This window comes from Acinetobacter sp. GD03645 (genome assembly GCF_029845285.1).
Lineage (GTDB): Bacteria > Pseudomonadota > Gammaproteobacteria > Pseudomonadales > Moraxellaceae > Acinetobacter > Acinetobacter corruptisaponis.
Map to the genome: position 1 here is coordinate 54,239 of NZ_JAOCLL010000014.1, position 23,179 is coordinate 77,417.

The 23,179-nt window shown below is 41.7% G+C and carries 26 protein-coding genes; 17 read left to right on the forward strand and 9 right to left on the reverse strand.

Annotation, left to right across the window (positions count from 1 at the left end):
- Positions 1-55: 55 nt before the first annotated feature.
- Positions 56-1,657 (forward strand): RNA repair transcriptional activator RtcR, encoded by a 1,602-nt coding sequence (gene rtcR / locus N5J47_RS12340; RefSeq protein ID WP_279960468.1) that lies wholly within the window; start codon positions 56-58, stop codon positions 1,655-1,657.
- Between the two features lie 153 nt (positions 1,658-1,810).
- On the opposite strand, the gene N5J47_RS12345 is transcribed toward rtcR, so the two are convergent.
- Both N5J47_RS12345 and N5J47_RS12350 read right to left on the reverse strand, forming a co-directional pair.
- Positions 1,811-2,860: a DUF2157 domain-containing protein gene (locus N5J47_RS12345; protein ID WP_279960429.1), complete on the reverse strand. Its 1,050-nt coding sequence runs from the start codon at positions 2,858-2,860 to the stop codon at positions 1,811-1,813.
- An 81-nt stretch (positions 2,861-2,941) separates the two neighbouring features.
- Complete coding sequence (locus N5J47_RS12350) at positions 2,942-3,577, reverse strand: hydrolase (RefSeq protein WP_279960430.1); 636 nt, start codon at positions 3,575-3,577, stop codon at positions 2,942-2,944.
- A gap of 124 nt (positions 3,578-3,701) precedes the next feature.
- Between N5J47_RS12350 and yaaA the strand changes: the two genes are divergently transcribed.
- From yaaA to N5J47_RS12375, 5 genes are read left to right on the forward strand one after another with little or no spacing between them, the layout of a single operon-like run.
- The gene (gene yaaA, locus N5J47_RS12355) at positions 3,702-4,484 is read left to right on the forward strand and encodes a peroxide stress protein YaaA (RefSeq protein WP_279960432.1); all 783 of its coding nucleotides are present in this window, start codon (positions 3,702-3,704) and stop codon (positions 4,482-4,484) included.
- Between the two features lie 18 nt (positions 4,485-4,502).
- A complete protein-coding gene (locus N5J47_RS12360) occupies positions 4,503-4,769 on the forward strand; it encodes a hypothetical protein (protein ID WP_279960433.1) in 267 nt (88 codons plus the stop codon).
- Between the two features lie 3 nt (positions 4,770-4,772).
- On the forward strand, positions 4,773-5,396 hold the full coding sequence (locus N5J47_RS12365; RefSeq protein ID WP_279960434.1) for a metal-dependent hydrolase: 624 nt from the start codon (positions 4,773-4,775) through the stop codon (positions 5,394-5,396).
- Positions 5,386-5,802 (forward strand): hypothetical protein, encoded by a 417-nt coding sequence (locus N5J47_RS12370; RefSeq protein WP_279960435.1) that lies wholly within the window; start codon positions 5,386-5,388, stop codon positions 5,800-5,802. Before N5J47_RS12365 ends, N5J47_RS12370 begins: the two co-directional genes overlap by 11 nt.
- 11 nt (positions 5,803-5,813) lie before the next feature.
- A complete protein-coding gene (locus N5J47_RS12375) occupies positions 5,814-6,272 on the forward strand; it encodes an NUDIX domain-containing protein (RefSeq protein WP_279960436.1) in 459 nt (152 codons plus the stop codon).
- A 52-nt stretch (positions 6,273-6,324) separates the two neighbouring features.
- Here the strand turns inward: N5J47_RS12375 and N5J47_RS12380 are convergent, their stop codons facing one another.
- The 5 genes from N5J47_RS12380 to N5J47_RS12400 form a co-directional block, all read right to left on the reverse strand.
- Positions 6,325-7,110: a thiazole synthase gene (locus tag N5J47_RS12380; protein ID WP_279960438.1), complete on the reverse strand. Its 786-nt coding sequence runs from the start codon at positions 7,108-7,110 to the stop codon at positions 6,325-6,327.
- A 22-nt stretch (positions 7,111-7,132) separates the two neighbouring features.
- Positions 7,133-7,330 carry a sulfur carrier protein ThiS gene (thiS, locus tag N5J47_RS12385; RefSeq protein ID WP_004682254.1) on the reverse strand — a complete coding sequence of 66 codons (198 nt, stop codon included), beginning with the start codon at positions 7,328-7,330 and terminating at the stop codon, positions 7,133-7,135.
- Positions 7,331-7,339: 9 nt separating this feature from the next.
- Positions 7,340-7,705 carry a DUF423 domain-containing protein gene (locus tag N5J47_RS12390; RefSeq protein WP_279960439.1) on the reverse strand — a complete coding sequence of 122 codons (366 nt, stop codon included), beginning with the start codon at positions 7,703-7,705 and terminating at the stop codon, positions 7,340-7,342.
- Between the two features lie 107 nt (positions 7,706-7,812).
- A complete protein-coding gene (rpoH, locus tag N5J47_RS12395; protein ID WP_004679525.1) occupies positions 7,813-8,682 on the reverse strand; it encodes an RNA polymerase sigma factor RpoH in 870 nt (289 codons plus the stop codon).
- Between the two features lie 131 nt (positions 8,683-8,813).
- Positions 8,814-9,053 (reverse strand): sulfurtransferase TusA family protein, encoded by a 240-nt coding sequence (locus N5J47_RS12400; RefSeq protein WP_004679523.1) that lies wholly within the window; start codon positions 9,051-9,053, stop codon positions 8,814-8,816.
- Positions 9,054-9,410: 357 nt separating this feature from the next.
- Here N5J47_RS12400 and N5J47_RS12405 point away from each other — a divergent pair, with 357 nt between their 5' ends.
- The 3 genes from N5J47_RS12405 to fba all read left to right on the forward strand — a co-directional run bounded on the left by N5J47_RS12405 (position 9,411) and on the right by fba (position 12,111).
- Positions 9,411-9,623 (forward strand): cold-shock protein, encoded by a 213-nt coding sequence (locus N5J47_RS12405; RefSeq protein WP_004653893.1) that lies wholly within the window; start codon positions 9,411-9,413, stop codon positions 9,621-9,623.
- A gap of 109 nt (positions 9,624-9,732) precedes the next feature.
- Positions 9,733-10,884 carry an ATP-dependent RNA helicase RhlB gene (gene rhlB, locus N5J47_RS12410; RefSeq protein WP_279960440.1) on the forward strand — a complete coding sequence of 384 codons (1,152 nt, stop codon included), beginning with the start codon at positions 9,733-9,735 and terminating at the stop codon, positions 10,882-10,884.
- A 189-nt stretch (positions 10,885-11,073) separates the two neighbouring features.
- Entirely contained in the window at positions 11,074-12,111 is a 1,038-nt protein-coding gene (fba, locus tag N5J47_RS12415) for a class II fructose-bisphosphate aldolase (RefSeq protein ID WP_267979653.1), read from the forward strand.
- Positions 12,112-12,214: 103 nt separating this feature from the next.
- Here the strand turns inward: fba and N5J47_RS12420 are convergent, their stop codons facing one another.
- Positions 12,215-13,528, reverse strand: coding sequence for a peptidylprolyl isomerase (locus N5J47_RS12420; RefSeq protein ID WP_279960441.1), 1,314 nt, complete (start codon positions 13,526-13,528; stop codon positions 12,215-12,217).
- On the reverse strand, positions 13,528-16,002 hold the full coding sequence (locus tag N5J47_RS12425) for an LPS-assembly protein LptD (protein WP_279960442.1): 2,475 nt from the start codon (positions 16,000-16,002) through the stop codon (positions 13,528-13,530). The genes N5J47_RS12420 and N5J47_RS12425 overlap by 1 nt, the downstream gene beginning before the upstream one ends.
- 118 nt (positions 16,003-16,120) lie before the next feature.
- Between N5J47_RS12425 and N5J47_RS12430 the strand changes: the two genes are divergently transcribed.
- The 8 genes from N5J47_RS12430 (at position 16,121) to msbA (ending at position 23,166) form a co-directional block, all read left to right on the forward strand.
- A complete protein-coding gene (locus N5J47_RS12430) occupies positions 16,121-17,134 on the forward strand; it encodes a phosphotransferase (protein ID WP_279960443.1) in 1,014 nt (337 codons plus the stop codon).
- Positions 17,134-17,823 (forward strand): N-acetylmuramate alpha-1-phosphate uridylyltransferase MurU, encoded by a 690-nt coding sequence (gene murU / locus N5J47_RS12435; RefSeq protein WP_279960444.1) that lies wholly within the window; start codon positions 17,134-17,136, stop codon positions 17,821-17,823. The genes N5J47_RS12430 and murU overlap by 1 nt, the downstream gene beginning before the upstream one ends.
- Before the next feature lie 177 nt (positions 17,824-18,000).
- The gene (rsmG, locus tag N5J47_RS12440) at positions 18,001-18,636 is read left to right on the forward strand and encodes a 16S rRNA (guanine(527)-N(7))-methyltransferase RsmG (RefSeq protein ID WP_267979648.1); all 636 of its coding nucleotides are present in this window, start codon (positions 18,001-18,003) and stop codon (positions 18,634-18,636) included.
- 18 nt (positions 18,637-18,654) lie between these two features.
- Positions 18,655-19,437: a ParA family protein gene (locus N5J47_RS12445; RefSeq protein WP_267979647.1), complete on the forward strand. Its 783-nt coding sequence runs from the start codon at positions 18,655-18,657 to the stop codon at positions 19,435-19,437.
- Positions 19,434-20,321, forward strand: a complete 888-nt coding sequence (locus N5J47_RS12450; protein ID WP_279960445.1) for a ParB/RepB/Spo0J family partition protein — start codon at positions 19,434-19,436, stop codon at positions 20,319-20,321. Before N5J47_RS12445 ends, N5J47_RS12450 begins: the two co-directional genes overlap by 4 nt.
- A gap of 47 nt (positions 20,322-20,368) precedes the next feature.
- Positions 20,369-20,998, forward strand: a complete 630-nt coding sequence (locus N5J47_RS12455) for a MotA/TolQ/ExbB proton channel family protein (protein WP_279960446.1) — start codon at positions 20,369-20,371, stop codon at positions 20,996-20,998.
- A gap of 15 nt (positions 20,999-21,013) precedes the next feature.
- Positions 21,014-21,442 (forward strand): biopolymer transporter ExbD, encoded by a 429-nt coding sequence (locus tag N5J47_RS12460; protein ID WP_004679501.1) that lies wholly within the window; start codon positions 21,014-21,016, stop codon positions 21,440-21,442.
- Positions 21,439-23,166, forward strand: coding sequence for a lipid A export permease/ATP-binding protein MsbA (gene msbA, locus N5J47_RS12465; protein ID WP_279960447.1), 1,728 nt, complete (start codon positions 21,439-21,441; stop codon positions 23,164-23,166). The genes N5J47_RS12460 and msbA overlap by 4 nt, the downstream gene beginning before the upstream one ends.
- The last annotated feature ends 13 nt before the right edge of the window (positions 23,167-23,179 follow it).

Sequence of the window (23,179 nt, forward strand, 5' to 3'; positions counted from 1 at the left end):
TTTCGGTTAAATGCGTATTGTATATGATAGATAGTTATAAAATTTTATAGAAATGATTGCGAATGTAAAAAAAACCGTTGTGATAGGCTTTGTTGGCTCAACTTTAGATCAAGGAAAACGTCCAGATCGCTGGCAGCGCTGGCGTCCAACCATGAGTTTATTAATGCATGAAGATTTGATCATAGACGAATTGATCTTATTGCATGATCGCCAACATCAGAATCTGGTTAAATTTATCGCTGAAGATGCACAAGTAGTTTCGCCACAAACCACCATTTCAGGACATAAAATTAGTATTCGTGATCCTTGGGATTTTGCTGAGGTCTATGGCGCACTGTATGACTTTGTGAAAAGTTATTCCTTTAATACCGAAAAAAATAACTATCTTTTGCATATCACCACAGGTACGCACGTTGCGCAAATCTGTTGGTACTTATTGGTGGATGCCAACTATTTACCTGCTAAGCTAATTCAGAGCGCACCGAACCAGCAAAAAACACCAGAGGGTGAATACCGCATTATTGATCTGGATTTATCCCGTTATGATGTTTTAAAACAGCGTTTTGAAGATGAGCAGCAACAAAACTGGCAACAGCTTAAAGCCAATATTTCTACTTATAATGCTGCATTTAATCAATTGATTACCGAAGTTGAACTGGTTGCTACCCGTTCCAGCGCACCGATTCTCATTATGGGCGCAACGGGTGTGGGTAAATCACATTTAGCCAAGCAGATTTTTCAGCTCAAGAAAGACAAGTTTCATTTAAGTGGCCGTTTTGTTGATGTGAACTGTGCGACTTTACGGGGTGACAGTGCCATGTCGAGTCTATTTGGTCATATCAAGGGTGCATTTACAGGTGCAGCCGCTTCCCGTTCAGGTTTACTGAAAAGTGCTGATCAGGGCATTTTATTTCTGGATGAAATTGGTGAATTAGGGCTGGATGAACAAGCCATGTTGCTGAAAGCTTTGGAAGATAAATCCTTTTTTCCAGTGGGCAGTGATAAAGAAGTTCAGGCTGATTTTCAGTTGATTGCAGGAACGAATAAGGATTTACGTCAGGAAGTGCAGGCGGGGCGTTTTCGTGAAGATTTATGGGCAAGACTGAATACATGGGCATTTTTCTTGCCCAATTTAAAAGATCGTATTGAGGATATTGCCCCGAATATTGAGTTTGAATTGCAACGTTTTGCCGCAAATCATCAGCGTCAACTGCGTTTCCAGCGTGATGCCTTAGAGGTTTATTTAAAATTTGCCAAGTCTAAAGAAGCCTCGTGGCAAGGAAATTTCCGTGATTTAACCGCCAGTGTCACACGTTTGGCGACCTTGTCTCAAGGGGAGTTAATCCGAACGGAAACAGTCGAAAAAGAAATTCAGCGTTTAAAACAGCTTTGGTCTGTACAAACGGAATTAAATAAAGAAAATCAACAGGATATTTTACTAAAATATTTAGATCAGTCTCAGATTGCCGATATTGATGAGTTTGACCAGATTCAGTTACGTGGTGTGCTGAAAGTTTGTGAAAATGCCAAGTCAATGGCGGATGCTGGACGACAGCTTTTTGCTGCTTCTCGCCAGCAACGCAATACCACCAATGACAGTGACCGAGTGAAAAAGTATTTGGCAAAGTTTGGGTTAAGTTGGGCAGATTTAAATTAAACACTATTCGAGTTAAGCCGAAAATCAATTAATAGCTCATATAAGAACTATTAATTGATTTAAAGTGTCAGATATAAACCATGAAACTTGAAAATATAGAAAATTTAATAGATAAATTTATATATAATCAATATCTTATTTAATTTTAGCTCTCTATTTCTTGGTTTCATGCGTTAAAAACTCCAGATTCCAGAGTTTTTCTGCATGTCGTCCAATCCACCAGAAAGATGCTGCCAGCAAGATAAAGAAAATCGCCTTGTGCATACCATTCCAGAAAAACTCAAAATACTTGGTATACAGATTAAGAAACAGGAAAGTGATACCAAAGCCACGAGAAGTTGCATCATCGTGTTTTAAGCCATAGACAATTGCAATGATGGCGACAAAGGCAAATAAAATGCCCCAGTGTAATAACTCATATTGTTTGACATTGTACCAACTATTCAGGTCGCCATAATTGCCAAAGATCGACAGAATCCACAAGGCAATAAACAGGTATAACAAGCCCATCACATAGGTAGAATGCGCAAAATCTGAAAACCGTACATGACGTTTAAATAGCCAGCTTAAACCAATCACTACGCCACCAAATAAGACAAAGCGTAATGGATAATTCATGCCTAAATAATAAGCTCCCCAACCTGACATATAGCCTGTCTCTGCACCAAACCATGAGCCGAGCGAAAGCAGGGAAAACACCCAGATCAATTTGGAGGGAAACCAAAAGGCCAGTGCAGCATAGATGATGGTTGAAAGCAGGAATAATAATGAAAAATGCCCACTCCCTGTATCAATTGCCTGTCCCAGATAAGCCACCGAAACAGCCGTGGAAAGTACCCCGCCAAAAATAATGGCTTCATTGCTAAACTGATGCAGGGGTTTGGTTTGACGTCGACGATAGGCAAATAGATAAAAAGCAGCCGCAACGACAGCAAAAATCAGACAGGGAATGAGTTTTGAATCGACAAAGATTTTCTCGATCAGATTCATCAAAAACTCATCAAGGGTAATCGCTGCAATGGCAATCACTGCACAGATCATCGAAATCCAGAATGAATACTTTGCCAGCCGTTCCCAGTCAAAGGAACGAATCGAAAAACTGTCTTTGAGATTATTGGCAACCTCAGGCGTAATGGTGCCTTGCTGCTGCCAGTACTCAATGGTATGTTTTAAAAAAAGCCCCTGTTTTTTATTTAATTTCATCAAAGAACCCTAATGCCTATTTATCGCTAGTGATATAACAGACATCAGGCCTAAAAGACGTAATTTTTGTTAGATTTGTTGTTAAATCGACACATTGAGGAAGCGGGCAATCACTTGTTTGAGCTGTTTTAAATAACCTGTAAAAAAGTGGTTGGCACCTGGCAAAATGGTAATCGGATGCTTTTGTGGCTTTGCCCATGCGATCATGTCAGAGAGCAGGGTAATATCATCCTGTTCTCCATGGACAAATAAAATATCACCATCAATCGCTGGAGTGGTGTAATGACGCAATTCGACCACTGAACCTGTAGGCAATCCACATAAAACCAGTTGTTTTGGACGATGCTCTTCGCTGAGTTGCGCCTGACATTTTGCCAGTACATGCGAACCAAAACTAAAGCCACCTGCATAAAATGTTAGGCCAGCATGTTTTTCACGGGCATATTCAATCACCGCCAGAATATCATCCGTTTCACCATGACCCTGATCATGAACACCCTCGCTTCCGCCTAAACCACGAAAACTTGGGCGATAGACCACACAGCCCATTTCATTGAAAATCTGTGCCAGCAACACAGGAACCTTGTGATGTGGTGTGCCGCCTTGTAAAGGGTGAGGATGGCACACCACCGCAAAACCTGTAATTTCACCTTTGGGTTGATCAACAAACATTTCGATTTGACCAACAGGACCCTGAATGAATATTTGTTCAGACATAAGAAATGTAATGGATAATGGAAGAATCCACTATTTTACCGATAAAACTTAGCGAGAACACGAATTGGCATTAAAAATTATCAACTGTTATAGTTTAGGGAATTTAGATTCACTTTGATTGATTATGCTTGCCTTAATTTCCCCAGCAAAAACTTTGGATTACGAAACAGCTTTACCAACAGATACTTATACCCAACCTCGTTTGTTGCAACAGTCTCAACAATTGATTGACGTGTGCCGCAAACTTTCAGTAACTGAAATTGCTTCTTTAATGAGTGTTAGTGAGAAAATCGCCAACCTAAATGTTGGGCGTTTCCGTGACTGGAATGCGGACTTTGATTTTTCCAATGCCCGCCAAGCCATGTTTGCATTTAAGGGCGATGTCTATACAGGGCTGGATGCCTATCATTTGGATGATCAGGAAATTGATTTTGCACAACAGCATTTACGCATGTTGTCTGGGCTGTATGGTTTGTTGCGTCCGCTAGACTTAATGATGCCATACCGTCTGGAAATGGGTACTAAACTACACAATACCCGTGGCCATAACCTATATGAGTTTTGGGGCAATATTATTACGGATCAGATCAATCAGGACTTGGCAAATATTGATGCAAAAGTATTGGTAAATTTAGCCTCTGACGAATATTATAAATCGGTAAATGAAAAGAACATTCAGGCAGAGATTATCAAGCCTGTGTTTCTGGATCAAAAAAATGGAAAATATAAAGTCATTAGTTTTTATGCCAAAAAAGCACGGGGACTTATGGCACGTTACATGATTCAGCATCAATTGAGCCAACCTGAACAGCTCAAAGCATTTAACACGGATGGCTATTATTTTGATGCAGAGAGTTCATCAGCAAAAGAACTGGTCTTTAAGCGGGATGAACAGCACGCAGCCTAGGCATTTTAGGGGGATGAGATGCTGAGTAAGCAATATTTGTTAAAACATGCGATCTCATTCGATCAGGTCTGTTTAAAAGGTAAACTGACTGAACCTCGCAGTTACGGTGTTTATGCGCTGCCTCTGGATACAGATGGTACTAGACGTTTCCGTTTTGGTAACCATCCTGTCCGTCAGCAAGAACTGACGCATGAGTTTGGTGATTGCACTTTATTTAAACTATTTCTTGAGCGTAAAGATGCCGAGTCGTTGGCAAAGTGGTTGAATCAGGAAATACAGCGTTAAGCCATGCAGCTATATCTATCAACTTTGGAAAAATCATGGCGTGATTTAGATCAGCATTATCATTTTTCTGAACCACAGAAAATGTTGAATAAGCTGATCTCTGCCTATAGCGAAAAACAACGGGCGTATCATACAGTTCAACATCTTTATGAATGTCTGACCTTACTTGAATCGGTTAAACCATATTTAAATGATGCACATGCAGTTGCCTTGGCACTCTGGTTTCATGATGCAGTTTATGACCCAAAAGCTAAAGATAATGAATTGAAGAGTGCAGAATTATTTGAGCAGTGTTTGGCTGCTGATTTATCCGATCAAACGGTTATTAAAATTAAGCAATGGATTTTAGCCACACAAAAACATGCGCCAACAGATGAATTGGATTTACAGTTTTTACTGGATATTGATTTAGCCATTTTAGCTAGCTCGCCAGCACGTTTTGTAGCATATGAACAACAGATACAACAGGAATATGTCTGGGTTGATCCTGAAATTTACTCAGTCAAAAGAAAAGAAGTCCTGAGATATTTCTATCAAACAGAACCGCTTTATCAGACTGAATATTTTCAACAGAATTTTGAATTACAGGCAAAGCAGAATTTGGAAAAAATATTAAATGAAAGATAATGAATATATTCCTAAGTTTCCAACAAAAGAGGCAATAGCAGCTTTATCAAAACGTTTAAATTTACCTTATCATAATAATATGCAAGATTGGGAATACGAAGTTGCTGATGCCACTCGGATTGATGAATTTCTAGAAGATTATTTACACAATCAGACTTTAGATGAAGAAAAATTTGTACTGATGGAGATACTACTTGAGTCATTTACAGAGATAGGTGATTTAGATAATGATAGTAGATGGGCCATTGTTCTGCTATTACTCGAGAAGAATATTAATATCCATGCTCATACGATTTGTTATTGGTCTAATGGTGATGAATTATTAGAAAACAGTTGGAATGTTACACCTTTTGTTCGAAAAATTTTCGATCAATATAATTTGAAAATATTAACACTACTAAGATGATTGAGTATTAGATGAAAGACTTAACATTGGAAGTAGCTGAGGGGAAACTTAATATCCGTGTAGCAGCATGGATCGAGCATGAAGATCAAATTTTAGTATCAAACTTTCCTGATGGGAGTATTTCTTTAGTTGGCGGGCGATTAAAATTTTCTGAAACAACACTGGAAGGGATTCAACGAGAAGTACTTGAGGAAACAGGAGAGATTTTTAATTCACCTGTACTTTTTGCCATTGTTGAAAATTTCTTTTATGACACTGCTTCAGAACGACAATTCCATGAATTTCTTTATATTTACAAAGGGGAAATTCAACAGAAATCAGCTTATCTTGAAACTAATTCAACTGCTGCCGAAGTCATTTCATGGATGCCTAAGAGCAAAATCAAAATGCTAAAACCAGATGTTTTGCAAGAACTTGTTTTATTGCCAAATGAAAGTATTGTTCACCTTGTCAATCTGGAATCACGCTAAAATTTGAAAATAATAAAAGGGCATGTTTGCCCTTTTATTTTAGATTTAATTTTTATTTAAAGAAATAACCTGTTTCAGGCGAGCTTGCATTTGCCATACGTTTACGAGGCATACGACCTGCCAGATAAGCTTCACGACCTGCTTCAACTGCTTTTTTCATGGCAGAAGCCATTAAGATCGGATTTTGAGCCGCCGCAATCGCTGTATTCATCAGGACACCATCACAGCCCAATTCCATTGCAATCGCTGCATCACTGGCTGTACCCACACCTGCATCGACCAACACAGGTACTTTGGCATTTTCCTTGATAATTGAAATGGTATGTGGATTCAAAATACCAAGACCAGAACCAATTAAGCTACCTAAAGGCATGATGGCCACACAACCCATGCTTTCCAGCTCCTGCGCCACAATTGGATCATCCGAGGTATAGACCATGATCTCAAAACCATCATCAATCAAGGTTTGGGCTGCTTTCAGTGTTGCAGTGATGTTTGGATATAAGGTTTTTTCATCACCCAAAACTTCCAGCTTCACCAGATTGTGACCATCAAGCAGTTCACGTGCCAGCATACAGGTACGGATTGCGCTATCTGCATCAAAGCAGCCCGCAGTATTTGGCAGGATGGTATATTTTTCAGGTGAAATCACTGAAAGCAGGTTGGGTTGATCAGTATGTTGTCCGATATTTACACGGCGAATTGCCACCGTCACAATTTCAGCGCCACTGGCCTGAATGGCTAAACCAGTTTCATCTAAATCTTTATATTTACCTGTTCCGACCAATAAACGAGATTGGAAAGTACGTGAGCCAATAATTAAAGGGGAATCTTGCATGGGCTACTCCATTTTTAGCCGATTAGCCGCCACCAACAGCTTGAATGATTTCAATACGATCTTCGGGAGCAATTGTGGTTTGCTCAAGTTTACTTTTCGGAATGATCTGTTGATTTTTCTCCACAGCGAAGCGTTTGCCCTCTAAAGCCAACACCTGAATCAATTGCTGTAGGTTTTCACAAGGCGTGTCAGTCAACTCGCCATTTAAATAGATGTGCATGATAAATCCTTATTTCGCATGCTTAAGCGCTTGCCATGCGAGCAAAAGCCAACCCACAATCATGAATGCACCCCCAATCGGGGTGATAGCACCAAGAATTCTAGGTAAGCCGAGCGCCATAATGTACAACGAACCGCAGAAAAAAATGATGCCAATTTGCATCAAAATAAAAGGAGTCTTTATTGGGAAAGTTGGTGTGGTTTTATGGAGTACACCCAGAATCAGTAAGCCAAGCGCATGATAGAAAAAATATTGGGTTGCTGTGCTCCACCAAGCCAGTTGCTCAGGTGTGGCAAAAGATTTGAGTCCATGCGCACCAAAGGCTCCTAACATGACCGCAAGTGCGAGATTTAGCGCAGAGATTGCTATCCACATAATAATAATGGAACTGGAAATTTGATGAACAAACTTAACATATTCGGGTGTTTAAACAAAGTCAGATAAAACAAAAGGGCATGAAAGCCCTTGTGTTTGATGTAATCTTAACTCGCAGACATGGCGGTTTTGATTTTTTCCATCGCATTCTTTTCAAGTTGGCGAATACGTTCCGCAGAAACGTTATATTCAGCAGCAAGTTCATGCAAGGTCGACTTATCATCATCCAGCCAGCGACGCTGTAGAATGTTACGTGAACGGTCATCAAGCTGATCCATGGCCTCATGTAAGGCAGTGGTGCTTTGTTCCTCGTAATCTTCCTCTTCAATCAAGCGCGCAGGGTCGTAACGATTGTCTTCCAAATACAGTGCAGGGGCGGTATGTGGAGTATCGTCATCATCATCGCCCTGTGCTTCAAACGCAGCATCATAAGCGGTTAAACGACCTTCCATTTCAAGCACTTGCTCAGGTGTTACATTCAAATCATTTGCAATTGAGCGTGCTTCTTCTAAGGTCAGTTTTTTACTTGATTTTTTTAGGCTGCGTAAGTTAAAGAATAATTTACGCTGTGCCTTGGTTGTGGCAATTTTAACAATGCGCCAGTTACGAATCACATATTCATGGATTTCGGCTTTAATCCAGTGCACAGCAAAAGAAACCAGACGAACCCCCATGTTTGGGTCGAAGCGTTTAACCGCTTTCATTAGTCCAAGGTTGCCTTCCTGAATCAGGTCACCTTGCGGAAGACCATAACCTGCATAGCTACGTGCAATATGTACCACAAAGCGTAGGTGTGACATCACCAATAATTTGGCTGCGTCGAGGTCCTGGTCATAATAGTAACGTTCGGCAAGTTCTTTTTCCTGCTCAGCCGTTAAAATTGGAATTTGATTGACAGTACTGATATATGCACCAAGGTTTACACCTGGCGCAGACAATGACAGGGGCATCAATTGATTGCTGCTGTCAGTAGTCATGGAGTCTCCTTATAGGATTATATTTAAGTCAACAATTTCATCTTAATGCGAATACGCTTCATCACTAAGGAAATTTGAGTATAGAAATGTAAATTTAATGCATTTATCTTTAGTCAGAGTTTAGCAAAGAATTACATAGATTCAATTAAATAGTGAAACTCATTCTCTGAAATTTTTTGAGGCTGGCATTGAAGTTGCTGGATTTGGCAATATCGTGTTACATCAATTTCACTATGTGGATCGGATGACTTGAGTAAAAACTGCTGTTTTTCGGGTGCCTTTTTTAAGGCACGTTTCAGCATCAACAGTGGCATTGGACAGGGTTGTCCTAGGGCATCAATAATCTCAGGTGAACTGGAAATAAGAGTCATAATCGTTTAAACCGCTGAATACGTCATTATCTTAGCAAATTTTCGTGTGATTTTAGAGGGGGAAATCTCATTAAAAAAACAGCTAAATGATTGAAGAAAACAGATAGAAACATTAGAAATAACTTAAAATAAATCTATTAATTATCATAAACCCATGTTAAGCTCGATGCGTTTTAGAAAGTGTTTAATTAAATTTTATTATATTAAACTCTATAACAAATGGATGTAACCGGAAATTGTTGATAGTTTTACAGAATGATTACAAGCTTTAAAATTATAAAAAATTTTAAAACCTTGTTGGCTCTGCTGTTTGCAACACCGGAAGGTCCTTATCTTTCAATATCTGAGGATTGACTTATGACAGCTCGTGAACAAGGCGTAGTAAAGTGGTTTAACGACACTAAAGGCTTTGGTTTTATTCAGCGTAATGGTGGTGATGACGTATTTGTTCATTTCCGCGCAATTATGGGTGATGGCCACCGTTCTTTGCGTGACGGCCAACGCGTAGAATTCAGCGTAGTTCAAGGACAAAAAGGTTTCCAAGCTGAAAACGTTCAGCCTTTAGACTAATTTGTTGCTCTAACGCAATAAAAAACGCTCCAATCTTATTGGGGCGTTTTTATTTTTTATGGTTTATAATAGCGACTTTCTTTTGCTCATTGATGGTTCGAGTGCATATATGACATCTGGTTTTGAAACCTTAAATTTACATCCGCAGTTAAAAAAAGCGATTGATGCTTTGGGTTTTACACAAATGACCCCAATTCAGCAAAAGGTTTTAAAATATACGTTGGCAGGGCATGATGCCATTGGTCGAGCGCAAACGGGTACAGGCAAAACAGCGGCCTTTTTGATTAGCGTGATCAATGATCTACTCAATAATCCCATTCAGGACCAGCGTTTTCGTGGCGAACCCCGTGCCTTAATTCTGGCACCGACACGTGAGTTGGCTTTACAGATTGAAAGTGATGCTCAGGCTTTAACAAAATTCTCAAATTTACATCTGGTCACTTTGTTGGGTGGTGTTGATTTTGATAAGCAAAAGAAAATGCTGGACAAGAATTTTGTTGATATTATTGTTGCGACACCAGGGCGCTTGATTGACTTTGTTGAGCAAAAAGAAGTCTGGCTGGACCGAATCGAATTTTTAGTGATTGACGAAGCAGACCGCCTGCTGGATATGGGCTTTATTCCTTCAGTAAAACGTATTGTGCGTTATTCGCCATTTAAGGAACAGCGTCAGACATTGATGTTCTCGGCAACGTTTAGCTACGATGTCCTCAATCTTGCACGCCAATGGTTGTATGAACCTGTTACGGTTGAGATTGAGCCTGAGCAGAAAACCAATGTGGATGTTGAGCAACGTGTGTATGTGGTTGAGAAAAAAGACAAGTACAAGCTTCTGCAAGACATTTTGCGTGATGAGCCTATTGATAAGGTCATGATCTTTGCAAACCGTCGGGATCAGGTCCGCCGTTTATATGACCATCTCAAACGTGATGGTTATAAGGTTGGGATGTTGTCGGGTGAAATTGCCCAGGACAAGCGTTTAAAGATGCTGGACCAATTCAAGCAGGGCAAGCACAACATTATGATTGCCACCGATGTGGCAGGTCGTGGTATTCATGTCGATGGTGTGTCGCATGTGATTAATTTTACCTTGCCAGAGCAATCTGATGATTATGTACACCGTATTGGGCGTACAGGACGTGCAGGAGCGCAGGGCGTAAGTATTAGCTTCCTGTCTGAAGACGATGCTTTTTATTTACCAGAGATTGAAAAGGCGATTGGTAAAAAATTGCCGTTGACCCGTCTGGATGGGTATTGTTAATTTTAATAAACCCAGTGTAAATACGGAAAAGACCAAATTATTCATAAATTTGGTCTTTTTTTATTGGAAAATACAATTCGTTTACCAGATTACATAAAAGATCGGGGATTTTTTTTGATTTCCTGTGATTAGTTGCTGAATTGAAATAAATCAGCATGTAGAATATGGCGCATTACCTGGGAGGATATTATGGCACTCATCTCAATGCGCCAGCTCTTGGATCACGCTGCGGAACATAACTACGGCGTACCAGCATTTAACGTAAACAACTTAGAACAAATGCGTGCAATCATGCTCGCTGCGGATGCAACAAACTCACCTGTAATCGTGCAGGCTTCGGCTGGTGCGCGTAAATACGCAGGTGCGCCGTTCCTCCGCCACCTTATTTTGGCAGCGATTGAAGAATGGCCGCATATTCCTGTGGTAATGCATCAGGATCATGGTACAAGCCCTGATGTTTGTCAGCGTTCTATCCAGTTGGGTTTCAGCTCAGTCATGATGGATGGTTCATTGGGCGCGGATGGTAAGACACCAACCTCATACGATTACAACGTTGATGTAACGCGTCGCGTGGTTGCGATGGCGCATGCATGTGGTGTTTCAGTTGAAGGTGAGATTGGCTGTCTGGGTAGTCTTGAAACAGGTATGGCTGGTGAAGAAGATGGTGTTGGTGCGGAAGGTGTACTTGACCATTCTCAATTGCTGACTTCTGTTGAAGAGGCAACCTCGTTTGTGGCAGATACCAATGTTGATGCCCTGGCGATTGCTGTTGGCACTTCACATGGTGCATACAAGTTTACTCGCCCACCTACAGGCGATATTCTGGCAATTGACCGTATTAAAGAAATTCATGCTGCACTGCCAAACACGCATCTTGTGATGCATGGCTCAAGCTCTGTACCACAGGAATGGCTGGCTGTGATTAACCAATACGGTGGTGATATTAAGGAAACTTACGGTGTGCCTGTAGAGCAGCTTGTTGAGGCAATCAAGCATGGTGTGCGTAAAATTAATATTGATACTGACTTGCGCTTGGCTTCAACGGGTGCAATGCGTCGTATGATGGCTGAAAAACCAAGCGAATTTGATCCACGTAAATTTTTTGGCGAGACAGTTGAAGCGATGAAACAAATCTGTATCGATCGTTATGAAGCTTTTGGTACTGCAGGTAATGCTGACAAGATTCGTCCAATTTCTTTAGAGAAAATGGTTGATCGTTACAAATAATAATTTGTAGCTAAAAAAACGGCGGCATTTGCCGCTGTTTTTCTTTATCACGAACATAAAAAATGCCAGCTTTAAAACTGGCATTTGCATTAAAGTAGCTGGATTATTTTTGTGGAGCTTTGGTATCTAAGTTGGCATCTTTAATTTCAACATAGGCATTGGCACGAAGTTCACGTGTCCAGCTATCCACTTCGGTATCAAACTGACGTTCACCTAAAATCTGGCGGGCCATACGTTCCTGAACTTCCTTGGTCATGTCCTGCTGGCGAGTATCTGTAACCTGTAGAATATGCCACCCAAACTGGGTCTGGAATGGTTTGCTGACTTGCCCAACAGGTGTGTCTTTCATGACCTGTTCAAACTCTGGAACCATCATTCCTGGACTAACCCAGCCGAGACTACCACCATCACGGGCAGAACCTGTATCATTTGAATAGGTTGCGGCCAATGTTGCAAAATCTTCTCCTGCTTTTACACGCTTGTAAAGACTGTCAATCATTTGCTTGGCACGGTCTAACGTTACAACTTCTGATGATTGAATCAGAATGTGGCGGGTCTGGTATTGAGAAACCAAGGCTTTTTGATCATTCTGTTTGCGTTCAAGTAATTTAAGCACATGAACACCATCACGAACATTGATCAGTTCAGTAGTTTGACCTACTTTTAATGGGGTGATGCGCGCCGAAAGTTCGGTAGGAATGTCAGACAGTGGGCGGAAACCCATATCTGCGCCATCAACCTTGACGGTTGAAGTGGACAGTTTTGAGCTAATCGCTTTAGGATCATCGCTTGTAGCCAAGGCTTGTTTAACTTCTTGAGCTACTTTTTGGACTTCATCGGTATTTTCACCCGAAATACGCATATGAATGACGTGTGCCTGAATCCCTAAGGCAGCCTGACCTTCAGGTGAGTTTAGGAAATTCTCAACATCATGGTCGCTGATTTTAATACGCGACATCACCTGTTGTTGACGCAGGCGACCAATTGCCAAATCTTCAGCAATTCGGTTGCGTAGATTTTCATAAGTACCAGGCGCAATGGCATCCAGTTTCTGTTGGAAAGCCTCTAATGTGCTGGCACCTGATTGATTCGCAACTTTTAACACTGCTGCATTCAGGCTTTTCTCGTCTGGTTTAATGCCATAGCGTTTGACTTGCTCTAACTGGGCTTGACGAACGATCAATTGGTCAAGTACCTGCATTTGTAAATACTGTTGAGGTGGAACCGTTTTATTTTGTGCTTTTAACTGGTGTTCCGTTTCCGCAATTCCTTGCTCTAAGTCACTTTTAAGAATAACACTATCGTCCACAATTGCGACAACCTCATCCGTAGGTTGGGCAAAGCTTTGCATTGATGAAGAAACTAGGGCAGCGAGAACAGTGGCTCTAAAGATATGTTGAAAGTGTTGTATCTTCATTAACGTTGTGTCCAAGATTGATTAATTTTGTTGAAACCTAAAACTCTATTTTCCAGAAGAGAGGCAAGTTTGTTGTTTAAGGCACCTAGACCTTTCAGGGTAAACTCAGCCATAACCGCACGTTTTTTGCGAACATCTGGAGAGTTCGGATCATCCAGATCGTTATAGTAGGAACGACCATAGACTGAAACAGCCCAACAGCAAGACTCATAATTGATGCCAAGCAGGTACTCACGCATTAAGTTATTGTCCAGGTCATATTGAGCATGGCCCATAATACGCCAATTATCCTTTACAGGTTGTATAAAGGATGCAACAACCTGATCGTAATAATTCTGACGGTCAGGAATATTTTTACGGTAGAAATAGCCTAAGTTATATAGGTTGCCCTGATCGCCTGTATAGTAGGCTTGCACATCTCGCTGGGCATTGTCACCATTCGACATCCAAGCTGAATTGGCGTTAATGGTGAAATTCTGGTTGAGCTGACTAGATACACTGACAATAGGACCTGTCTGACGCTGGGTATCAAACTCGTCAGGCTGTTGGTTTAGGCTGACACGTCGATCACTAAAATAATAGCTTTGACCGACACTGGCGCGAATACGCTCCAGACCTTCTGTATCCAATAAACTATAGGTTACACCCAATGACAAAAAGTTGTTGTCATCCAGACGGTCATGGCCATAGAAACGGTAGGGGTTAAAAAGCTGGTCATAGTTGATTGAGGCTGTGGTTGAATCGAAGTTTGGATAATCATCCTGCTTTTTATAAGGTGAGTAGGCATAAAAAGCACGTGGTGAAATACTTTGCAGGTATTTGCCCTCTTTTTCGAAAGTGACACCTGTTGCCAACGTAAACTGAGGCACAACAACGGATTTTTCCAGATCATCAGATTTGGAAAGACCAAGGCTTTCTTTTGAGTCCTGATCATAGAATGTATTGATGCTACGCACAGAAACTTCTGGGATTGCATAGAACCAAGATGGTGTGATGTAGTTATAGCGAACGGCAAACTGGTTGTAGATACGCGTACCACTTGACTCTAATGCTGAATCATCATCAATGGACTTTTTGAAATATGCAGTGTCATTATTAAATTCATACTGTAATCCTTGTGGATCGCCTGTAACGTAATTTAATAAAAATTGTGGCAGTCGGGCATAAGGCTTGTCTGCATCTTTGATGGTTTTATCCAGTGTCTGGAAATCTTCGACTTTCAACTGAGCTTTAAGACCAGGAATACCATTTTGATAATTCAGTTCCCAGGCACGACGTAGATTCACATCGGTTTTGCTATTTGGATTATTTTCAAAGTCTGCGAAATAATCCTTATCTGATGCATAGTTATATTCTAAATTGGTCGACCATTGATTATTCATTTTCCAGTAATGAATAAAATGCAGGTCATCACGGTCTTTATTGTCATATTGATTGTCGTTTGGTAAATATCCGCCCCAGATTCGACCTGAACCAAAACTCTCAGTCATATAGCGGAATGCGCCATCCAGTTTGCCACCGCGTCTACTCATAAAGCTTGGGGTAAGCGTTAAGTCGTAGTTTGGTGCCAAGTTAAGATAAACAGGCACGCCAAGCTGTGCACCACCATCATTGGTATAACCGAAAGTAGGGGTTAAAATACCTGTAGTACGGCGGTCATCAATCGGGAAATTGAAATAGGGTATGGCAAGTACAGGGACATCTTTGACATAAAGCTTGGTGCCACGTGTTACACCACGACCTGTATCCTGATTCAGTTCAATTTGCTTTGCCTGAATTTTCCAGGCTGGTTTTTGTCCAGGTGGGCAGGCGGTATAGCTTGCATCTTTCAAGACAACCAGGTTTTCATTCTGACGCTGGATTTGACTTGCATAACCATGCGCATGCTGCTGTTCAGAGATGTAGAAACTATTGTTTAAATCACCTGTCTGTGTTTTTAGGTTGTAGTCAATCTCATCACTTTGCGTGAGCAGGCCTGATTGTGCAAGCTGTACTTGTCCTTGCGCTTTTGCATGGGTTTGGGATGAATCAATGGTGACCTGATCTGCGCGAATACTGCGCCCTTCCTGATCAATAACAACATTGCCTTGCAGGAAAGAATTTCCCTCAGGGTTGTAATGACCATAGTCTGCGGTGATTACTGAAGTGGTGTTATTGGCATCGGATGGCTTGGTTTGTGGATTAATCGGGGTAATCCATGTGCCCTGACAAAAGGAGGAACTTAGATAGCGATTGTCGCGTAACTGGGCTTCTGCTGCTGATTTGTCCACATAATATTGATGGAAAAACTTTTCACCTTTATAGCTTTCTTGCTCTGGCTGAGCCTGATTTTGTTGGGCGAGGGCTTTAAGCTGTTTATTGTCAAGCGTAGAGACGGCATCAGCTGAAGCTGCGAAACCTGACTGAATCGAGCCGCCACACAAAAGTGTCAAAATAGCTGTTGCTAAAGGATTAAATTTAAACTGATGTTTCATTGTCTCATTAACCAGTACGCTAATTCACAATTAATTATTGTCGCATCATAGAGAAAAAGTTGATAAGTGGCTACACTTAAGCTTTCAAAATCTCAGCTAGTTTTAGATTTTATTGCAAATGAATACACAACGTGAACAATTGATACAAACTTGGCTTCAAGCCGTTCTTCAGTCCGATCAATTTGAGATCAGTTTTTTGGCAGGAGATGCAAGCTTTCGTCGTTATGCGCGAATCAAGTTACAAAACAAAACCTATATGCTCATGGATGCGCCACCTGAAAAAGAAGACTGTGTTCCATTTGTGAGTATTGATGAGTTCTTTGATGGACATGGGGTCCGTGTGCCACATATCGTCGCCAAGGATTTAACCCAGGGTTTGTTGCTGCTTGAAGATTTTGGTGATGTGGTGTTGTCCACTTTATTGAATGACGAAACTGTTGACCAATACTATGCACAAAGCTTTAAGCAGTTGATTGAGTTGCAGCAGATTGATGGAAAAGATCATTTACCTGCCTATTCCTATGAAAAGCTGATGAGCGAAATGCGTCTGTTGACGGAATGGATGTTGCCATCCTTGAATATTCAGCCTACAGAACAGCAGCTTGAAACCATTGAGCAGGCATTCGACTTCCTTGCGATTGAAGCAACCCATCAACCACAAGTCATCGTGCACCGTGATTTTCATAGTCGTAACCTCATGAAAATCGACAATGAGCAAGTGCTTGGCGTAATTGACTTTCAGGATGCAGTGATTGGTGCAGATACCTATGACCTGATCTCGATTACCCGTGATGCTTATGTGCAATGGAATGCTGAACGTGTTTATGCATGGTTTAAAGTGTTCTATGACCTGTTGCCTGAAACTGCAAAAGAAAACCGTAGTTTTGAACAATTCAAGCGTGATGCTGATTTAATAGCGATTCAACGTCACCTTAAGATTTTGGGTATCTTCGTGCGATTGTTTGAGCGTGATGGTAAATCGGGTTATTTAAAAGATTTACCGCGTGTGATGTGGTACCTGCTTGAAGAGAGTCAAGGCTATGAAGAGCTGAATGACTTTATGCAGTTCATCCGTGATGTAGTGATGCCAAAATTCGTTGCCAAATATGGCGACTATGAGGTTGCAGCATAATGAAAGCCATGATTCTTGCTGCGGGTCTCGGCAATCGTATGCGTCCTTTAACCTTACATACTCCAAAACCTTTACTGGAAGTTGGTGGCAAGCCATTGATTGTCTGGCACATTGAAAAGCTCCAGAAAGTTGGTGTGACTGAAATCGTCATCAATACCGCATGGCTAGGCGAAAAACTGGCGAATGCCTTGGGTGATGGTTCTCAATTCGGTGTCAAAATCCTATGGTCACATGAGGGTGAGGGTCTTGAAACCGCAGGTGGAATCATCAATGCCTTGCCATTGTTGGGTGATGAGCCATTCATTCTGGTGAATGGGGATGTCTGGACCACCATGGATTTTGCTTCATTATTAGATGTTCAGTTAGGTGAGCAGCAGGCACATTTGGTCTTGGTGGAAAATCCCCCACAGCATTTAAAGGGTGATTTTATCCTTTCCAATGGACTGGCCTATACCTTTGAACAGGAACAGTTGGGCGAGGCATTAACCTATAGCGGTATTGCGGTGCTTCATCCGCGGATGTTTGCTGGTCTGGAAAATGGCAAGCGACCTTTGGCGCCATTGTTAAAACAGGCAATGCAGCAACAGCAAGTTTCGGCTGAAAAGATGCAGGCGGTTTGGGTGGATGTGGGTACGCCTGAGCGCTTGCAGCAGTTGGATCAACACATCAAACAGGGTGTTTTTTCTTAAAAGGTAGTAAAACACTGTCTTTATTTGATTTGTATGGAAAAAGACAAAAACCTATAGGATTGTGCAGTTTATCATGTTTGCCGCTGTTTAACTGCATAATCGTTCAACAAGTCCTACTGTGTCTTGTATCAGAAATCGGTATACTGCACAGCATATTTATCGAGATGTTACACCGCTATGCATCCTTTTTTTCAAGAATTAAAGCAAGGTAGCCAAGCTTTGGGTTTAAACCTGAGTGATGAGGCCTTAACACTCTTATTGAAATATCAAGATGCTTTGGTGCTATGGAATAAGGCCTACAATCTGACCGCCATTCGTGATCCTAAAGAAATGCTGGTGAAACATTTACTGGATAGCCTGAGTATCCTGAATGATTTGCCTCAGGGACGTTTGCTGGATGTGGGAACGGGTGGTGGTATGCCAGGCATGATCATTGCATTATGCCAACCAGAGCGTTCTTGTGTGCTTCTGGATTCGAATGGAAAAAAGATTCGTTTTTTAAAGCAGTTTATTGCCGATCTAAAGCTTAAAAATGTAATTGCAGTGCAAACACGTGTAGAAAATGAAGACAGCATTAACGAGCTTGGTCATTTCGATGTCATTACAAGTCGGGCCTTTGCTTCCCTGACTGACTTTGTCGATGCTGCACAGCCTTATATGCATGAGCAAAGTATTATTGCCGCAATGAAAGGCTTGATACCAACCGACGAAGTTGAGCAAATCAAAGATCAATATTCATGTAGGGTGATTGAACTTCGTGTACCAAGATTAGATGAACAACGTCATTTACTGTTACTTCAACGTATTCAATAAAAAATATTAAGGGTAGTCATGGCTCAAATTATTGCAATTGCAAACCAGAAAGGTGGTGTCGGGAAAACCACGACCGCAGTGAATCTTGCCGCATCTTTGGCAATTTTGAAAAAACGTGTGTTGCTGGTCGATATGGATTCACAGGGTAATGCTACTATGGGGTCTGGCGTTCAAAAGAATGACTTGCTTTATTCAGTGACCGATGTGCTGTTGGGCGAAGTGCCCATTGAAACAGCCATTCAAAAGGCTGAGGTGGGTTATAAGGTCTTGGGTGCGAACCGTGAGCTTGCAGGGGTGGAGCTTGCCATTGCGGAGCAGGATGGGCGTGAATTTATCCTGAAAAATGCCTTGCAGGAAGTTGCGTCCTCATTTGACTATATTATTGTGGATTGTGCCCCAAGTTTGAGCCTCATTACTGTGAATGCCTTGGCAGCAGTAGATGGTGTTATTATTCCAATGCAGTGTGAATATTATGCTTTGGAAGGTCTGGCTGACTTGACCCAGACCATTGACCGTATACAAAAAGCCCTCAATCCAAACTTGGAAATCATTGGGGTGTTGCGTACCATGTATGATGCCCGTAATGCCCTGACCCGTGATGTGTCGGCAGAGTTGGAGCAGTATTTTGGTAAAAAACTGTATGATACGGTGATTCCTCGAAATATTCGTTTGGCGGAAGCACCAGCACATGGTTTGCCAGTGATTTATTTTGAGAAAAGTTCTAAAGGTGCGGTTGCCTATTTAAACCTTGCCGCAGAAATGTTGAAGAAAAGTAAAGTGAAAAAAGGAAGTGCTGTATGAGCATCAAAAAACGCGGATTGGCTAAAGGTCGTGGTTTAGATGCGCTATTGGGTTCAATTCAAAAAGAAAAACTGCAACTCGAAGCACAAGCCCTGGATCATGGTCAACTCAAGCAGATTGATGTCAACTTGTTAAAACGTGGTGAATATCAGCCACGTCGTTTTATTCAGGAACAGGATTTACAGGAACTTGCGTCATCCATCGAAAAACATGGGGTGATGCAGCCGATCGTGATTCGTCCTGTTGACGATGAACAGCACCCCTACGAAATTATTGCGGGAGAACGTCGCTGGCGCGCAGCGCAGTTAGCGGGTTTAACTGAAATCCCTGCCATTGTGCGCGAACTGAATGATCAGGTCGCAATTGCATTGGCCTTGATTGAAAATATTCAGCGTCAGGATCTGAATCCGATTGATCAGGCATTGGCCTTACAACGTTTCCATGATGAGTTTGGTCTGAGCCATCAGGAAATAGCCGATACTGTGGGTAAAGCGCGTACTACAGTCAGTAACTTATTACGCTTGCTCAGTCTGGCTGATCCAATTAAGGACCTGATGCAACAGGGGCAGATTGATATGGGACATGCCCGTGCCATTCTCACCCTGAAAGCCAAAGACCAGATTGATGTGGCGCAAATCGTGATTGAAAAAGCCCTGTCAGTGCGTCAGACTGAACAATTGGTACGTGAGTGGAATGAACCAAAAGCTGAAAAGGAAAAGGCTCAGGTTTCTCCAGATATTGAGCAGTTGACCCAGAAACTCTCAGAACGTTTTGGAGCGAATGTAAAAATTGACCATAACCAACAGGGTAAAGGAAAAATGGTCATTCACTATCACTCATTGGATGAGCTGGATGGCATTCTAAATATCTGTTTACCGAACTAAAATTTAGAATACCTCCTGTTATATTTTAAATATTATTGGGGAATAATATGTGGGAACTTGTCAAGGCAGGTGGCTGGTTAATGCTGCCGCTGATTCTCTCATCAATTTTTACGGTTGCAATTTCAATTGAGCGTTATATTCGGTTAAAACGGTCACAGGTATTACCACAGGCCTTGCTGGTCAATGGTTCAGATGCTGAATCTGTCATTTCACATTTGGAGCAGGATGCTGCCGCAAAAAGCCCTTTGGGTCGTATTCTCAAGGCGGGATATGAACATCGCGAGCAAGGCGAGCAGTTTGCGCGTGCGCAGATGGAGGCAACTGCTTCACAGGAAATTAGCCATCTGGAAAAAAATATCAATTTCCTAGGTACTTTAAGTGCAATTGCGCCTTTACTTGGCTTGTTAGGGACAGTTCTAGGAATTATCGAATCATTTTTAGTGATTGATATCGGTGCATCGGGCAATGCCAGCATGATGATGCCAGGAATTTCCAAGGCCCTGATTACCACCGCAGTGGGGATGTTGATTGCGATTCCTGCCATGATTGCCTACCGTTATTTTCAGCGTGTGGTCCATGAGTATGTTGCTGAATTAGAACAACAATCCACTTTGTTTCATGCTGCGCTTTTTTATAGAAAAGTGCCTCATGCACAAGAACATCGTCGTGCCAGCTAAATTGTAGGTGACATGATGAAATTCAAACGTTCTCAGGTTGAAGATATTCATATCAACCTGACCCCCATGATTGACTGTATGTTGTTCATTCTGGTGTTCTTGCTATTGTCCACAACATTCAGCCAGCAAAGCCGTATCAATCTGACCTTGCCAGATGCGCAGGGTGTACCACCAAAACAGTTCGATCAGAAAATTGAAATCATGGTAGACTCGACTGGACATTATTCTGTGAATGGTCAGGCATTATCAACCAAGGATATTGCTGATTTAAGTACCGCAATCAAGCAGGCTGCACAGGATCGGCGTGATCTCATGTTTATTATTGCGGCTGATGCCAAGGCAACCCATCAGGACGTGATTCGTGTGATGGACGTGGCAGGTCAGCTTGGCTTTGTTAATGTCAATATCAGCACTAAAGTTCCGACTAGAGGTTTTACTGAGTGAATCAGGATTTTAAGGTTTATTTGCGCCTCATCTCATATTTAAAATCTTATTGGGGCATTGCCTTATTTATATTGATCGGTTTTGCGATTAATGCCACAACAGAAGTCTCTGTCGCCAAGCTGATGAAATATATTATTGATGCCATTCAAAATGGTGATCGAGAGAATCTGAACTGGTTTCCTGTTTTAATTGTGCTATTGATGTTTTTTCGTGGCGTTGGATTATTTTTAGGTGGATATTTTACCGCCGTTATTTCACGCCAGCTGGTCTTTGGTATTCGTCAGGAAGTTTACGCCAAATTATTAAGGCTCCCTGCACAATATTATCTTGATCATAGCTCTGGCCATATTACTGCCAAGTTAATGTATAACGTTGAACAGCTTTCAGCCGCGTCATCAGAGTCTTTACAGACCCTGATCAAAGACGGTTTGATTGTTATTGGGTTGTTGAGCTATTTACTGTATACCAATTGGCGTTTAACACTATGTTTTATCGTCTTTATGCCAGTGATTGGCATCCTGGTGCGTATTGCCTCGAAAAAAATGCGTAAGCTGTCGATTCAGGTACAAAATACCATGGGTGATGTCAACCATGTGGTACAGGAAACCATCAATGGCAATAGTGTTGTTAAAAGCTTTACAGGTGAAGCATTTGAACAACAGCGTTTTTATAAATCATCAGAAGAAAACCTTCGCCGTGGCTTAAAAATGGTGGTGGTGCAAAATATTAACAGCCCGATTATCCAGTTGATTTTATCTTGTGCGATGGCGGTGATTTTATGGATTGCACTACGTCCACAAGTTTTGGGTGACACTTCCGCAGGTGAGTTTGTTGCCTATATTGCGGCGGCAGGTTTAATCTCAAAACCTGTGAAGAACCTGACGGATATTAATGAAAAATTACAGCGTGGTTTGGCAGCAGCACACTCTGTATTTGAACTGCTGGATTTGCCTGAAGAACAGAATAAGGGGCAACTCACACCTGTGCTTAAAGGTAATATCCAGTTTGAACATGCAGATTTACGTTATGAAGACGGTACACATGCGATTAAAGATTTTTCTTTAAAGATACATTCTGGACAGACAGTTGCATTGGTGGGACGTTCAGGTGCGGGTAAAACCTCATTGGTGAATATGCTGCCACGCTTTCAGGAGTTAAGCGGTGGGCAACTGAATTTTGATGGTGTGCCTGTTCAGGACATTGAATTGTCTTGCCTGAGATCACAGATTGCAATGGTCAATCAACAGGTGATTCTGTTTAACCGTTCAGTCCGTGACAATATCGCCTATGGTCAATTGCAGGATGCAAGTGACGAGCAGGTGATTGCGGCGGCAAAAGCGGCTTATGCGCATGACTTTATCATGAACTTGCCACAGGGCTATGACACGGTTTTGGGTGCACAGGGCTTGAGTCTTTCTGGTGGTCAACGTCAGCGTATTGCCATTGCAAGAGCGATTTTAAAAGACTCTCCAATCCTGATTCTGGATGAGGCCACCAGTGCGCTGGATAATGAATCTGAGTATTTTATTCAACAGGCCTTTGATGAGGCGATGCAAGGTCGTACTACCATTGTGATTGCGCATCGTTTATCGACCATTGAAAATGCTGATGTGATTGTGGTGATGGACAAAGGGCAGATTATAGAACAAGGCACACATACCGAATTGCTGGCAAAACATGGTATGTACTACCAATTGCATCAACGCAATTTTGAGGAAAACTAAATATGTTTCTGGG